Source organism: Rhodococcus sp. SMB37, assembly GCF_004345605.1.
In the GTDB taxonomy this organism is placed as follows: domain Bacteria; phylum Actinomycetota; class Actinomycetes; order Mycobacteriales; family Mycobacteriaceae; genus Rhodococcus.
The window spans coordinates 1-15273 of record NZ_SLVY01000028.1; the positions used below are offsets into that span (position 1 = coordinate 1).

The following is a 15273-nucleotide window of genomic DNA, read 5'->3' on the forward strand; positions in this document are numbered from 1 at the left end:
AATATCGCTGCGGCCTGCCGACGGTATCAACTCTGCATTCAGGATGCGATAGAACTGGTTCTCACCAGCGGAAAGACGACTTTGACGTGACCCTGATGAGAGGACTGAGCGGCTTGTGCGCGCGACAAACTACTTCGTGTACCACTTCGCGGGTAGGAGTGGACTGCGAAACGGCGCCGCTCTGCCGTAGGTCGCCGTCACGCCACGTGACGATATTCTTCCAACGCGGCTGGTCTGGTTTGTCTCCTATAGGCTTTTCGAATATGAGTGCAGAAACGACGTCCACGATAACGCCTACGATCGAAGATCTCTTCAACGAGTACGACCAGTGGCGGGTGGTCCTTGATCAGGATTCCGATCAATTCGACACGATCTCCAAGATGGTGGCGCTCTACAGGTTTGCGATCTCGCACTACAACGAGCCTGGCATCGAACTGCTTCTCCAAGCTATCGAGGCCGTTGAAGCGGCAGACAAGGACAGGTGACTTCTGATGTCAGAGTCCGTACACGAAGACAAAGCGCTCGCCCTCGACGATCTCGTAGACGAGTTCGGGTATTGGAACAGATTGCCGGAGATCGAGTCCGATCGCTTTGGCTCGTTCGCGCAGCTTGCGGCGTTGTACAAGTACGCAATCGCTCACTACAACGACCCTGGCATCGAACTACTCCTGGACGCGATCTCCGAAGCGCAAGCGCCTAACTGAACAGCCGACGAGAACGCCCATCACCCGCATCAGGAGATGGGCTTTCCCCTGTTGGATCCGGGTAGGTGACACACACGCAGCCGTCGTTCGAGAGCGACAGTCCAGTTGCGGGGTCGGTTGGCCGAAAGAGGCGCTAGTCAACTAGATTCCAGGAGAACGAAGAACCCCCGCGACCAAGCTGTCGCGGGGGGATCTCCATGTATTAACGAGGGACCTTGTCCTCGTACCTGGAACTAATGTTAACGGAGGACACGTCAGGTGCCAAGTCGGCAGACGATCGACGCAATCACGCAGACCCTTCATCCGTCACGGTTTGGTACCTACCGTTCGCGTTGCAGCAATGATCCGTTGCGAGCGCTGGAGCTCTACCGCTGGAATCTCGAGCTCTCTGCAGCGTTTCAGCAAGTCCTCGCGGTAACAGAGGTCGCGCTTCGTAACGCCATCGATGGTGAACTGCGGGTATGGAACGGGACGCAACCCCACCACACGACGCCCGGCGTAACGCACGGAAAGGGATGGCTTTCTGATCCGGCTCGGCCGCTCAACTCGATGACCAAGGGTTCACGTCGGACTGCCAGGGAGCATGCAGAGGATGCCGTGACCGCGCGTGCCTTGCGGCATCCCCGCCACGGCGTTGCGGTCAATCACGATGACATGGTTACACAGTTAACGTTCGGTACCTGGGCAAAGCTGCTTCCTACGCCGGACCCGAAGGACAAGAACTACACGGGCAGGCAGGTTCTTTGGTCGGACGCACTCCACAGAGCTTTCCCTCATCGTAAAAGCGATCCGGACGGCTTCGGCGTCGCAGGCAGAACGACCCGACTGCATGCGTTGCGTAACCGCGTGTCACACATGGAACCGCTCCTCGACGTCAATGTGAAAGCCCGTCACAACGACGCACTCCGCCTCATCGGTGCTGTCAGCCCGGAGGTTCGGGATTGGTGTTCGGGCATCAGCCGTGTCATTGACGTGCACAAAGCGTGCCCGATCGATCGATGACCTGGGCTCGCTTCTAGTGGGGGTTGGGCAAGCTCGCCTCGATGGCTTGAAGAAATTGATGTTCTGGCTGCGCGCGATGTGTGCACTCATCGCATGCACTGCATGCAGGATGCCATACGCAACGTGTTGAAGTTGTGTCCGCGGGACACCTCGTGGCGTGCCGGGTCATTGTTCGATGCTTCACCCGGGGGCGTCTACTGCCCATACGTGTAGCGCACGTCAGCGTTGATCAAGGTGCCGATACGTTGACATATACGGCGGAACTGCCGGTCCTCGGGCGCCGGCTGGTTACGCTGCTTCGACGCGATGACTGGTACGCGAGCCAGGCTGCCAACCACGGCTGGTCCCGCGCCACACTCGTCCATCACATCACCTCGGATCGGCACGATAGTGCCCCGTGGAGTGGTGGACTTCGGATCGGCTCGCGGGATGCGCGGTGATCAACGAGTCATGCGGAATACTATGCTGTTTCGCTCGCTCCGGTCAACGACAACACCGCCTCGGTAGCCTGCTGCTTCGCCGCGATCACCGCTCGGAGCTCATCCATACTCACATCCGAGACATACCGGCGGGTGACCTGCCACTCGTCGTGCTGCTCGATGACCACCGCAGTCGCCAACCGCAGAAACGCAGCCGGGTTCGGGAAGATCTCCACGACATCGGCTCGACGCTTGATTTCCTTGTTCAACCGCTCGATTATCCGGCCCTCAGGAACAGATCAACCCCTGGTTGCCGATTTGGGTCAACGGTCGAGACGCTGCAAGTGGTCGGTCAAGGCGTCAGCGACGCGATGGTGACGGGCCGCTTCATCGGGCCAACCACGGCCGTGGGCATCGACCTCGAGTGCCTCGACGTCGGTGCGTTGCGCCTCGAGCGCGCCGCGGAACTCCGGTCCGGTGACGAAGTTGTCGCAGGTCTCGCAGATATTGGCATAAGGACACGCACCCGCACTCTCGTGACGGGAACAGTAACCATGGGCAACACGCGTTTTGAGCATCTCACTGCCGAGCCAACTCACCGCATCAGGGACAATAGGTCTGCCGACCGGCGTGAGCGTGAACCGCCGCCGCATCTTGCCCATTGCCTGGTCGTAGGCATCACGCAACGTCGGCGAAGCCAACGTGGCGTAACGCAAAGTCATCTGCGGAGTGACATGCCCTAGCAACGCCATCAACGCCTGCAGGCTCATCCCGGCGTTGGCCAGTTCGGTAGCCCAAGTATGTCGCAGCTGATGCGGCGTCACCACCAACGGCGCACCCCCGGCCCCGCGCAGTCCGCACGCCTCGACGGCGTCAAGTAGCCCGTTGCGCAGCCGAGTCTGGCTGAGACGGCGACCGTGCGCGACGAACAGGAAATCGGTCAACTCTCCGGTGCGGGCGTGCGACAGCGGCCGGCAGATTCCACGCCCGCCGGTCCACTCGTCCAACGCGGCGATCGTGGCGGCCGAGAGCGGGACCATGCGTTCGGTGGCGAGTTTGCCCAACGGAACCTTCAACCAGGTCCCAGCGGGACCGTAGTCGATGACGCTGCCGAGTTCGAGATCCAGTAGCTCCCCAACCCGCAGACCAGCTCCGCGCAGCACGATCAACCCGATACGAGCGAATGAATCATCCAGCTGGGACACCGCATTCATCACCGCGGCATCGATGTCGGGCGGCAATGCCCGCGGAAGTGGTTGATCGAGTTTGGGGACGTCGGCAGCGAAGACCAGACGGCGAGGCGGGGCCTGCTCCCAACCCCATTCGGTGATGTCGTCGAACAGATTGCGCACGCTCAACACCGTCGATTGGATCACGGCCTTGGAGATGGTGCGTCCGGCGCCGGCCGCGGCGCGTTGCCCCCGCCAGGTGCGGGTGCGATTCCAGACCAGGAAGCCCTCGATGTGACTGCGATCCAGATCCTCGAGGGAGACGACGTCGGGATGGTGGATGGTGAGGTAGTCCGCGAACGGCAGCAGATCGTTGATCAACGATTCGACGGACTTCGGGCGCAGCACCGCAGCCCGGACGGTGACGTAACGCAACAGGGCCTCGCGGATCGGATCGGCCATCGGGGCGTCGGCGAAGCGCTGGGCATAGCTGCGGGCCCACGGCCGGCGCCGTGGTGGGGTATCGACGATGCGGGCCTGGAACAGCATCTGCCGCAGCCCTGCAATCCGGTTGCGGTAGGCGCGCTTCGATGTTGCCGGAATCGACTGTGTGGCAGCCAATGCAGCATCGAATTCGTCGACGGTATCGGAGCTCACGCCGCTGACGAGGCCGCCGTGCCAGGCGAGCAGCACTGCCAGGCATTCACCCAGGACCGTCTCGACCCATTGCGGTGTCCACCCCAAGGCGAGCCCGGCGGCCCGGACGGCAGCGAACCCGTCCGGGTCGCGGTCCTCGACGGCCCGGCCGAGACCGGTGAGGTTCTTCACGGCCGCGAGTTCGAGGTCCAGCCGCAGGTCGCCGCGTCCGATGAGATGACACAGCAGTGGCCACGCCCCGGTGCTGCGCAGTTCGGCCAGTCGCTCGGCCGCCGGTCGGGTCATCCAGTCCCGCAGGTCCGGATGCGCGGTCAGGAAGGTCGTCGCAATGAGGGTGCGAGCGCGCACCGACCTGCCACTGAGCCCGAGGGCGGCAACATGATCGAGGTAGTCGGTGAGCACCGCAACGGGCCCGGCCGGCAGGACGACCGTCGCCACCACCGCGGTGCTCATTGTCGTGTTCCGGCGAAGCTGGCGCGGGCCGCGCCGTATTCGGCGGCGAGCTGCTCGACCGACAGATGCACATATCCGGCAGTGGTGTCCGGAGATACATGCCCCATCAACTCCCTCAGCACCATCAGATCGATTCCAGCGGAAGCGAGTTCGGTGCCATAGGTGTGGCGCAGTCGGTGCGGACGCACCCTCGTCGCGCCGGAGAGGTCCCGGTGCCGCCGAAACAGTGACCGCAGTCCGGCCTCGGTGACCGGCGCCCCCGCGCTGGGACCGCGCAGCACCACGAAACACTCCTCGGTCGCCAACCCTGGTGGCCGTTCGAGGCGCAGATAGGCCGACAGTTCGGTGAAGAACACCGCATCGACCGGCACCACCCGTTCCTTCGAACCTTTGCCGAGCACCCGGAGTCGTCGCCGACCGAAATCGACGTCGGCCAACCTCAGGGATCGCACCTCGGCGTTGCGCAGCCCACCGAACAGCATCGCCCACACCATCGCCCGATCTCGATGGGTGCGTAGCGATGCTGCGAATTGCTCTATCGCGTCGGCGTCGAGGGATTCGGGCAGCAACCGCGGTTGGCGTACCAGCCTGCCTCCGGTCCGGGGCCGGCCGGGGCCAAGGTGTCCGAGCAGTCCTTGCGCTGGTGGTCGCAGTCCCTGCCCGCGCCGCGGTGAGGGCACCGGATTGTCGGAGCGTATCCCGGTCATCACCAGGTATTCGAACAACGCCCGTATCGCCGCGACTCGTCGGTTGATCGTCGATGCCGCAGTGCCCCGATTACCTCGTGTCGCCATGCCTGGGCGGGCTTCGCGGCGCACGTTCTGCCAGTCGACCCACTCGAACACTGTTACTGGCGTCACCGCAGCTACCGCGAGGTCGCGATCGAGCAGGAACCGGGCCAGATTGAGCACGTCGAACGCATATGCCCGCACCGTTGCCGCACTGAATCCGCGTCCGGCCAGATGCGTCAGGAACGCGTTCGCTGCTGCGCATCCTTCCCACTGGCCGTCGATCACATGCCCGTTGCCGCTGATGCGCACCCGAACGGTCATCGCCCGCCGCCTTTCGATCGGAGTCGACACCGCCAGCATGCGCCTGGTATCACCGGCGGTCCCGGACCTCAGGCTGCAACCGTGATCGTGTCGTGGGAGGGCCGGTTAACCGATATCGGATTATTGGACCACACCTTCTGCCAATGAGCCTTCGGAAAAGCGGTGAACGCCAACACATCATGCTTCGCCGACTCCATCAACGCCGCGGCCTTCGGAAACGACCCGGCGAACGTGTCGGTGACCTGATCCCACTGCGCAGCGACCTCGATCGGGTCGGTATGCGCGAATATCGTCTTGACCGCCGCCATCACCGGCGGCACATGCTTCGTCCCGACCGTCGCCCGAATGTTCCGCATGAAATGCACCCGGCACCGCTGCCAGGATGAACCCGTGAACTGCTGCGCAATGGCAGCTTTGAGCCCGCTGTGCGCATCGGAGATCACCAAATGCACCCCGGACAGTCCCCGACCCCGCAACCCGACCAAGAACTCCCGCCAGAACTCGTAGGATTCACTGTCCCCGACGGCGGTGCCGAGCACCTCACGACTGCCGTCGATCGACACCCCGGTCGCGACCACCAACGCCTGCGAGACCACGTGCGCACCGACACGAACTTTGCAGAAGGTGGCATCGAGGAACACGTACGGGAAGGTGGTGTGCGTCAGGGTGCGTTCCCGGAACCGGGCGATCTCGGCGTCCAGACCTGCGCAGATCCGCGAGACCTCCGATTTCGAAATTCCGGATTCGACCCCGAGGGCGCCGACCAGGTCGTCGACGCTGCGGGTGGACACCCCGTGCACGTAGGCCTCCATCACCACCGCGTAGAGAGCCTTGTCGATCCGTCGACGGCGTTCGAGCAGGGAGGGGAAGAACGAGCCGGAGCGTAGCTTGGGGATCTTGACCTCGACATCACCGCTGGTGGTGGCGACGGTCTTGGTGCGATGTCCGTTGCGGTGGGTGGTGCGCTGCTCGGTGCGTTCGTAGCGGCCGGCACCGAGTTTCTCGGTGGCTTCGGCTTCGATCAGGGCCTGTAGTCCGGTGCGGATCAGTTCGGCGAACACATTGGCGGTATCGGCGCCCTTGAGTGCGTCGAGTTGAGCGAGCAGGGCAGAATGGTCGTGGGTCATCGCGTAGCTGCTTTCTGTGAGTCACTTTGGTCGGTAACTCGTTGATCACTACGCGATGGCCCACTCTTACCGAGGGATCGACACGCCGTGGACCTGCCCGGATGTCCTCACCGGATTCCCACCACCCCATGGGACTCTCCCATCGGCACCTGCGCGTCGGCGCCGCACCTTCACTTTGAGATGTCGAGCATGCGGATAACCATAGACACCCTACGACCGCAGCTCCTTGGTGGGGAACACCGTGCGCATCTCGATCCGGGTCGCCACACCGTCGGGCTCGAACGTCAGGATCGACTCGAGGGCGTTCCGGTCGCCGCGGAACTCACCGTGGCGCAGCGTGATCCGATCCGGCAGGGTGATCTCGGTCCAGGAGATCCACTCCTGATAGCCTGTTCCGTCCGGTCCGTGCATCACGAAGTCCCATACCCCGCCGACGCGGAACTCGAACGTCCGCGTGGTGGTGAATCCCTCCGGCCCCCACCACCGCGAAACGTCCGCTGAGGATGAGTGTCATACTGCCGAATCCCTGATCGATCGTGCCCTCAAGACACCGTGACAACCAGCCAGCCCCCACTCGGTGACCTCACCGCGGCACTCGCCGTGTTGCCGCACGCAGCCGATCCCGTCACCCGGTCGGCCGAGATCGTGGTGAGCGACCATGCGATCCGTACCTGGTGTGCTGCGCTGGGCGAGGACAACCCGGTCTACCGGGATGAGGACGCGGCGGTGGAGGCGGGACACGGCGGTGTGCTCGCCCCACCCGCGATGCTGCAGACCTGGACGATGCCGATCGGATCCCGGGCACGGGCAGCGTTTCCGACGCTGCACACGCAGGTGCGCGAGTTGAGTGCGGACAACGGGTTCACCGCTGTCGTTGCCACCGACTATGAGCAGGAATACCTGCAACCGGTCCGGCCGGGCGATACGCTCACCGAACTCTCGTGGGTGGAGTCGGTCTCACCCCGCAAGCGCACCGCGTTGGGGCCTGGGCACTTCGTCACCATCGCGTTCGAGTTCCGCAATCAGCGCGGTGACGTGGTCGGCACGATGCGCTCGCGCACGATGTACTTCAGTCCCGAACCGACAGTGTCCTCTCAGCGCGGCACGGGCACAGCCTCGGAGAGCACGGGTATCCGACTGTCCACGTTGAGGATTCCTCTTTCTCGAAGTCTGATCATCGCCGGTGCTCTGGCATCGAACGATCACGAGCCGGTGCATCATGACCACGATGTGGCGCAGGGTCAGGGTCTCGACGACATCATCGCCAGCATCGTGACCACAGCCGGATTGGTGACCCGCTACGTCAGCTCGATCTTCGGTCCGGCGACGACGTTCCGCCGCCTGACGCTGCGCCTCGCGCAACCCGCATTTCCCGGTGACGTGCTCACGCTCAGTGGCAGTGCCGACGACGGCCCGACCGGTAAGACGATTCGGGTCGACGGTCGACATGACCGTGGTACCCATGTGCGTGCCACGGTCGACATCGCGGTGCGTTCGGACACGCCCGATTCGGCCTTGGCATAGTGTCCGCAGACAGGCGGAGGAGATAATGATGGCGAGCACACACATCGACCAAGCAGAGACGGCAGATCTGGCGACCGTCAGCGACTGGCGGTACTACGACCCTGCCTACACGCTTCCGGATCTGCTCGACGCCGCCCTCGAGCTCTTCGTCACCTGCGGCTATTACGGCACGAGCGTCCGCGCGATAGCGACAAAGGCGGGAATGACGGTTCCCGGTCTCTACTACAATTTCAAAACCAAGCAGGACATACTGGTCGCCCTCCTGCGCATGTCCAACGAGGACCTCCGTCGGCGCGGCCAGGCCGCACTTGCGGACGCCGGCGAAGACCCGCGCGACCGCTTCATAGCGCTGGTCGAGAACACCGTGCTGTACATGACGAACAGACGCAGGATGGCTCATCTCACTCGCGAAATTCGGGGACTCGAAGAGCCCTACAGGAGTCAGCACGTCGCACTCCGTGACGAATTCGAAGCGATGATGCTCACCGAAGTCATCTCCGGACGCGCGGTGGGCAAGTTCGGCACCGACGACCCGCACGAGGCGACTCGTGCAGTGTTGGTGTTGTGCCAAGGTGTTGCCGACTGGTACCGGACCGGAGGAACGAAAACCCCACAAGATATCGCCGATCGCTACGTCAATTTCGCTCTCGCCCTGGTCGGGGACAAAGGTCCGTGAGCGGCCGGCGCCGCCGTACCCGGTGGGTGTCGGAGCAGCACTACCACCCGCGGCTCCGGGCACATCGCGACGAACTGTCCACTGCACCGCCTGCTCACTCGGCGGGAGCTACGACAGAAGCCGACTCTGCCCGCCCCTCAGCTGGCGCCACTTCACCGACGCCGGAGCTGGCCCGTGACGTTCGAGAACTACTTCGAGATCATGCAGGGTTCACCTGCCGCGGCCCGCAACGACGTCACCTGGCGAACACCGCACGCAATGCACCGGGCACATCACGGTAGGTCGTGATCGTCCGACAAAGTCCGCGGCCGAGGACGGCCAGGTCACGCCCGAGCTCGAGGTCCTTCTCCCCTGTGACATCGAGGAGTACATCGAGCCGAGGAAGCGCCGGCACGATCGTCCGCGGATCCTCCCCTGCATTGTGAACACAATCGCTCAGCAACAACACCCGGCCCTCACGGGACGGAACATCTCGCAGTTGACAGCGCGCGGCCTCGAGTGCGAACGCGACATTGGTGAGGCCACGAGCCGGAATGCGAAGAATCCGGTCGAGCACCACCGTCGGATCGAGTCGCTCCCCCATCGGCGCGACCACCGCAGCGTCCGACCAGAACGCCACCACCGCGAGCCGGTCACGATGCAACTCGCTCGCAAGAGCACCCACTGTTGCCGCGGCCGTGCGGATACGCTCGCCCTTCATCGACCCGGAGAGATCGATGACCAGCACCACCGACCGGCGACTACGCCTGCGCTCACGAACGATAAAGTCGTCGTCCTCCGGGAGCGGAGTCGCCGCGATCGCCCGTACCGTCGCATCGAGATCGATCTCGGCGGAACCACCCCACCACCTCACCGAGGCCAGCGCGCCGACGCCACGCCGCGATCGTCTGTCGTTCGCAGGCTGCAATGCGAGCCGTCGAGCGATCTCGTGCGAGCGGCGACGGGCGAGCGCATCCTCCACCGTCTCGTCGAGGGCATCGAGAGCGATCTCCCGACCACTTTCCCCTGTCTCTCCGGCTGTGGTCGCGACCGGAAAGCTCGACCCTCCGGCGCGTTTCCGGTCGCGTCCGGCACCGACGAGCACCACCGCACCCCCACCACCGCGCGATGGCTGAAAGAGCGTGGGTTCCTCGGCGAGCTGCTTCGGACGGCGTTTCAGTGGCCGCAGTCCTTGCTCGCCGGCCTGCCGGCGTCGAATCAGAGGTGATTCGGCGTCGACGGCTCTTCAACCCGGCTCGGCAGCTGCCGGTGCGAGTAAGAAATGGTCTTCCCAGATTTCCCGGAGCACTACTTCGGGTGTAGCAGACAAGGTTTCGTCGACGTGGATACGTCCCGACAACGCAACCAACATGGCGTCGAGCACGAGCACGGTGTACTCGCCAGGTAGCGTGCGCGGCGGCGTCACGGACGGTTCGTCAGGGAGCGTCACCTCACGTATCTCGGCGAGCTGTTTCGCGATGACAGCCAGATCGATCGCGCCGCGTACGCTGCTGCCCTGCCGTACGTCGTCCCGGTCGCGGGTGGCACGGGTGAGAGCAACTGCATCGGCGACCAGCCGATCCGAATCGATCCCGCTGCGTAGCAGAACGATTCCGCGTTCGGCAACGTCGTCCTGATAACCGATCGCGATGCGGCACAGTCGGTCGTGCACCGAGTCGGGTAGTCGGATTGTTCCCACGTTGTCGAAGGGGTTCATCGACGCGACGATCCGGAAGGTGGGCAGCGCGTCCACCGCCCCCACACGCGGCACTGCGATGCGCCGCTCGGCCATGGCGGTGAGCAGCGTGTTGAGGGTGTCTTCGGGTGCGCGATTGAACTCTTCGATGTAGAGGAAGCCACCGGTGCGCATCGCCTCGACCAGGGGACCCGGCACGAAGTTCTCGGCGGAGTAGTCCTCACGCAACACCCGCGATGGATTGTGGTGTCCGACGAGCTGTGTGGGTGTCAGATCGGCGTTGCCCTCGACGAACACGAACGGGATTCCCCACTCGGCCGTGATGGACCGCAGCATCGTCGACTTGGACGTGCCCGGTGGGCCTTCCAGAAGAACGTCCCTGCCGGCGGCTACGGTCGCGAGCAGCAGGTCGAGTTCGCGGGTTCGGCCTACCAGATGGGTGGCGACGCGATCCCGGATGCCGCGGACCGTGCCTCCACCCAAACCTGTCACCCGAGGTCCGGTGATGTCATCGCCGGACACCGTATTACCGTTCATCGAATGCTCCGGCCGGCTACTTCACCGGATCCGGATTGACACCGGTCAGCAGCATGTGGCCGGCGTCCACAGGGATCGTCACCCCGGTGACGCTGGCGGCGAGTTCGGAGTTCAGATACAGGGCAGTGTTCGCGATCACTTCGGGTGGCATGAACGTGTGGCCCTTGAGCGCGTGGAAGTGATAGCCACCTTCGATCATCTCCGCTTCCGTGCCGCCTTCGTGGCCGGCGAACATGTCCCACGCACCTTGATGGTCGGTCATCGGAGTCCGGATCGCACCCGGGTTGATCGAATTGCATCGCACACCGTGCGGGGCCAGTTCGAGCGCGATGTTCTTCATCAGTCCGATCACACCGTGCTTCGACGACACGTAGTGGGCATAGTCCATGCCCGGCTCGAGTCCGTTGACCGACGACGTGATGACGATGGACCCCATCTGCCGGTCGATCATGTGTGGCGCAATGGCCTTTGCGGATTTCCAAACTCCGGTGAGGTTGACGTCGATCATGTCGTTCCAGGATTCCTCGGACATTTCCCAGAACGGGGCCTTCGTCCAGATGCCGGCATTGGCGATCAGGATGTCGATGTGCCCGAACTCTGCAATGCCCTGGGATACGGCGGCATCGAGTTGCTCCTGCGAGCGAACATCCGCGGTGATCGACAGAGCACGCCGATCGAGCTCTTCTACCTGCCGCACGGTTTCCGCGAGATCTTCCTGGCGCGCCATGGCGTAGTTCACGCTCGCGATCTGGTCGGCTATGTCCACCAGGATCACGTCTGCGCCTTCACGAGCAGAGACGAGCGCATGTGCGCGGCCTTGTCCTCGGGCGCCGCCGGTGATGAGCGCAACCTTGCCGTCGAGGAGTCCCATGAAAGTCCTTAAGTTTGTAGGTGAGGTGGTGCGACGCGCTCAGAGTCGACCACCGGCATCGACGACATGCTGCGTGCCTGTGACATAGCGGCCGTCGTCGGAGACGAGATAGAGGATGGCATTGGAGATGTCGACGGATTCGATCGCAGGGATCGGTAGCGCGTTGAGAGTCCGTGCGGCCTCGTTGAAGTCCTCACGGGTCGGGTTCTCGAGGTCCGGACGGAAAAGCCGGTACGTGGCGTCGTTGAGGATCATGTCGGTCGCCACCGTGGTCGGGTGGACAGTATTGACCCGAATACTCTCCGGTGCAAGCTCTTTTGCCAGCACACGCATGAATCCGACGAGACCGGCCTTGGCAGCACTGTAGTGTGCGATGTTCTCGTTCGCCCACAGCGCCGCGAGCGAACTCGTCAGCACCACCGAGCCACCGCGTCCACCGGCGACGATGTGAGGGACGGCAGCTTTCACCGTTCGCCATTGGCCGGTGAGGTTGACGTCGATCATCGTCGTCCACATCTCGTCGGTCATGTCCAGAGTCGGCGCCATCGTGGAGATGCCGGCGTTCGCGAGCACGATATCGATTCGGCCCAGCGCAGCGACACCGTCGTCTGCAGCCTTCTTCAGCCCGTCGAAATCGCGGATATCGACCTCAGAGGCGAGGATTCGACGGTCGAGAGCTTCTACCCGCCGCACTGTTTCGGCGAGATCGTCGGGGGTAGCGGTGGCGTAAGGAACCGTGTCGATCTGGCGGCACGCATCGACGGCGATGATGTCTGCGCCTTCTTCCGCCAACTTGAGGGCGTGACTTCGCCCCTGTCCGCGGGCAGCCCCGGTGATGAATGCGACCTTGCCGTCCAATTTGCCCATGTCCACTCCTTGATTCGGTGGTACGGCTGTGATCTGCGCCTCACTATATGACATGGGGTGCCAAATGTGGGCTGATTCGCCATGGAACCGAGCGGGCACCGATTCTCTGCGAAACTTGGGCCCACTTGTCGAGGGCCCTGCCTTGCTCTTCGTAGACCCAGGCTTCGGTGACGTCGAGGTCGTCGACGTCCAGGCCCATGCCGCCGTCGGCGATCGGCGCGCAGAGTCCGTCGAGGCTGACGGTGGTGATCCAGGTCTGCACCGGCTGATCGTCGCGCATCGCGGGGTGCGGCAAAGGGAGTTTCTCCGGTAGTGCGTACTGCCTGGCGGCGGGCAGGGTGACCCGCCAGATCCCGAACGCGGGCTTGGCCTCCGAGGCGGCGGTGCCGGCGTCGGCGCGGAGCAGGTTCCGTACCCGCCCGTAGCCGAAGGAGAGCATGCCGGCGGAGGCGAGGTAGGAGGCGCGTTGGTCGATGGTGACCAGCGTGGTGGCGCCCGCGAGGTCGTCGGTGTCCGGTATTCGGGACCAGCCGGCGGCGGGTTCGAGGTCGCCGCGGGGCGTTCCCGCCGTGACACCTCGTCGGCGAGGAGCAGTTCCAGGAACGCAACGTGGCTGAGCTGGTGCTGGCGGGCCAGGGCGAGTCGCTCGGGCAGGGTGTCCTTGAGGGCGCCGAGTTTGAGAGCCTTGAGAAGGGCGATCAGGTCGGCGCCGATCGGATCGACCGGCCCCGCGGGTGCGGGTGGGCTGGTCATCGCGTCTCCTTCGTGTCGGTGTTGCCGCCGACGATCACCGTCAGATGCCCGGTCCGCTCGGTGGCACTATCGGTCCCGGCGGTGGCAGGGGTGGTCCTCTCGGTGGCGGAGGTGGTCCCGGAGGGGACGGGGCCGGTCCGGTCGGTGGCGAACTCGGTGGGATCGCGAGTGAACCGGGACGGTGCCGCCGACCCGGCGGCCGGCAACAGCGGTGTGGTGGTCTCGGTGGCGCGTTCGAGCATCGAGGCGATCTTGCTCACCGACACCACATCCAGATCCAGCGCCGTCGAACATGCCGTTTCCACCGGGTCGGGCCCATAGCGGCGGACCAGCCCGAGCAGCCGGTAGACCGCCCGCATCCGCGTCCAGGGCAGCGGATCGTCGAGCAATCTTTCAGCGTAGATCCCGACGCAGCGGCCGTGCCCGGTGCAGATGCCGATCAACCGGTCCAGATCCCGCATCGCGTACCCGACCTTCTCGGTGGGCAAATCCTCCGGGTCGGTGCTGCGCCCACCGGCAGGTTGGCGCGGATGCACCTTCACCAGGGTTCCGCGAGCGTAGAACTTCACCAGCGCACTGTCCGCCCGTGCCTCGAGCACACTGCCGATCCACTGCCCCGGGATCGAATACAGCGACCTCGCGACCTCGGCATGAAAATCGCGGTGCACCTTGACCTGCTTGAAGATCGGCACGTCGTAGACCGGCGGAACAGCCAGCAGTATCGGTGCCTCATCCGCGTCGAACACCTCGAGCGGGCGGGCGGCGATGGTTCCGTGCGTCCGCATCCCAGCGGTGTCACGGCACCATGCTTCGACCCGGCGTTGCGCTTCGGCTAGATCTGTGAATTCTTCACCAGCCCAGTAATTTCCGCGCACATATTGCACGGCTCTTTCGACCCTGGGTTTGTCTTTCGGGGATCGGATCCGGGCCGGGTCTGTGACGAGCCCGGTGTGCTGGGCGTAGTCCAGCCATCCTTGGGACAGCCGCGGATTGACCGCGTCCGCGTCGGTCACCACCGGCTTGAGGTTGTCCGGGATGAGGACCTTGAAGACACCGCCGAAGAACGCCCACGCCGCCTCGCAGCCGGCGATCACCGCCGTCAGGGTCTGCGAGTACGTCAGCCACACGAACATGTGCCGCGAGTACACGGCGGTGAAGATCAGTGCGTGGACCTTGCGGCGTCGCCCGGTCTCCGGGTCGGTCAGATAGCCGAGGTAGCCGAAGTCGATCTGGCATTCACTGCCGGGATCGCCGTCGACGACCCGGACGGTGGTGTCCTTGCGGCCGAAACCGCATCGCTCGGTGGCGAATCGGTGCAACGTCCGATACGGCACCACGCAGCCCTGACGGGCCAGCAGTGTTTCGATCTTGGTGATCGTCAACGGTGGATGGTTCCCATCGCCGGCCACCCACGCCCGAATCTGATCCTCGAACCCCAACAGTTGGTCCCAGGCGGGCCCGTGTCCGTTCGGGCGGGCCGGTCGCACCGCCTCGATCACCGCCCCGATCAGTCCGTCGTCGAGGGCCTCGACCCCGTCGCTGCGCTGCAGCCCCGCGGCCTGGGCGGCCTCGACGTACCGCCGTGCGGTCTTGCGGTCCACCCCGCAGTGCGCGGCGATCGTGCGTAGCCCCGGTGGTCGGGACCCGGGCGCCCCGAGCCAGACCCGGAGCACTTCTTTGACTTCGTTCACGTTGACCTCCCGAAAAGCCATGCCCGTCCGCCCTTCGTGACCGGGGATACCGACACGACGATCAAACGAGCTATCCGGTGGGACTTCGGCGCGACG

The 15273-nt window shown here is 64.3% G+C and carries 12 protein-coding genes and 4 pseudogenes; 5 read left to right on the forward strand and 11 right to left on the reverse strand.

Annotation, left to right across the window (positions count from 1 at the left end):
- Window positions 1-263: 263 nt before the first annotated feature.
- From EV641_RS27915 to EV641_RS27925, 3 genes are all read left to right on the forward strand, one after another.
- Entirely contained in the window at window positions 264-485 is a 222-nt protein-coding gene (locus EV641_RS27915; protein ID WP_132476645.1) for a hypothetical protein, read from the forward strand.
- A gap of 6 nt (window positions 486-491) precedes the next feature.
- On the forward strand, window positions 492-704 hold the full coding sequence (locus tag EV641_RS27920; protein WP_132476648.1) for a hypothetical protein: 213 nt from the start codon (window positions 492-494) through the stop codon (window positions 702-704).
- Window positions 705-962: 258 nt separating this feature from the next.
- Window positions 963-1706, forward strand: coding sequence for a hypothetical protein (locus EV641_RS27925; RefSeq protein WP_132476651.1), 744 nt, complete (start codon window positions 963-965; stop codon window positions 1704-1706).
- Window positions 1707-2166: 460 nt separating this feature from the next.
- Here EV641_RS27925 and EV641_RS27935 read toward each other — a convergent pair.
- From EV641_RS27935 to EV641_RS27955, 5 genes and pseudogenes are all read right to left on the reverse strand, one after another.
- Window positions 2167-2403, reverse strand: a pseudogene (locus EV641_RS27935) (transposase); the annotation flags it as partial.
- Window positions 2404-2448: 45 nt separating this feature from the next.
- A complete protein-coding gene (locus EV641_RS27940) occupies window positions 2449-4404 on the reverse strand; it encodes a tyrosine-type recombinase/integrase (RefSeq protein ID WP_132476657.1) in 1956 nt (651 codons plus the stop codon).
- Window positions 4401-5456 carry a tyrosine-type recombinase/integrase gene (locus tag EV641_RS27945; RefSeq protein WP_132476660.1) on the reverse strand — a complete coding sequence of 352 codons (1056 nt, stop codon included), beginning with the start codon at window positions 5454-5456 and terminating at the stop codon, window positions 4401-4403. Before EV641_RS27945 ends, EV641_RS27940 begins: the two co-directional genes overlap by 4 nt.
- Before the next feature lie 113 nt (window positions 5457-5569).
- A pseudogene (locus tag EV641_RS27950) lies at window positions 5570-6583 on the reverse strand (IS256 family transposase); the annotation flags it as partial.
- A gap of 210 nt (window positions 6584-6793) precedes the next feature.
- Window positions 6794-7072: pseudogene (locus EV641_RS27955) on the reverse strand (SRPBCC domain-containing protein); the annotation flags it as partial.
- Window positions 7073-7135: 63 nt separating this feature from the next.
- Between EV641_RS27955 and EV641_RS27960 the strand changes: the two are divergent.
- Entirely contained in the window at window positions 7136-8107 is a 972-nt protein-coding gene (locus EV641_RS27960; protein WP_158289234.1) for a MaoC family dehydratase N-terminal domain-containing protein, read from the forward strand.
- A 28-nt stretch (window positions 8108-8135) separates the two neighbouring features.
- Window positions 8136-8783 carry a TetR/AcrR family transcriptional regulator gene (locus EV641_RS27965; protein WP_132476666.1) on the forward strand — a complete coding sequence of 216 codons (648 nt, stop codon included), beginning with the start codon at window positions 8136-8138 and terminating at the stop codon, window positions 8781-8783.
- Between the two features lie 235 nt (window positions 8784-9018).
- Here EV641_RS27965 and EV641_RS27970 read toward each other — a convergent pair whose 3' ends face one another.
- From EV641_RS27970 to istA, 6 genes and pseudogenes are all read right to left on the reverse strand, one after another.
- Window positions 9019-9870 carry a vWA domain-containing protein gene (locus tag EV641_RS27970; protein ID WP_347238253.1) on the reverse strand — a complete coding sequence of 284 codons (852 nt, stop codon included), beginning with the start codon at window positions 9868-9870 and terminating at the stop codon, window positions 9019-9021.
- Window positions 9871-10008: 138 nt separating this feature from the next.
- Window positions 10009-10995: a MoxR family ATPase gene (locus EV641_RS27975; RefSeq protein WP_132476672.1), complete on the reverse strand. Its 987-nt coding sequence runs from the start codon at window positions 10993-10995 to the stop codon at window positions 10009-10011.
- A gap of 16 nt (window positions 10996-11011) precedes the next feature.
- Window positions 11012-11866, reverse strand: coding sequence for a mycofactocin-coupled SDR family oxidoreductase (locus tag EV641_RS27980; RefSeq protein ID WP_132476675.1), 855 nt, complete (start codon window positions 11864-11866; stop codon window positions 11012-11014).
- Window positions 11867-11905: 39 nt separating this feature from the next.
- Window positions 11906-12733, reverse strand: a complete 828-nt coding sequence (locus tag EV641_RS27985; RefSeq protein ID WP_132476678.1) for a mycofactocin-coupled SDR family oxidoreductase — start codon at window positions 12731-12733, stop codon at window positions 11906-11908.
- Between the two features lie 112 nt (window positions 12734-12845).
- Window positions 12846-13298, reverse strand: a pseudogene (locus EV641_RS27990) (hypothetical protein); the annotation flags it as partial.
- Between the two features lie 184 nt (window positions 13299-13482).
- Window positions 13483-15198, reverse strand: a complete 1716-nt coding sequence (istA, locus tag EV641_RS27995) for an IS21 family transposase (protein ID WP_132476681.1) — start codon at window positions 15196-15198, stop codon at window positions 13483-13485.
- Window positions 15199-15273 lie beyond the last annotated feature (75 nt).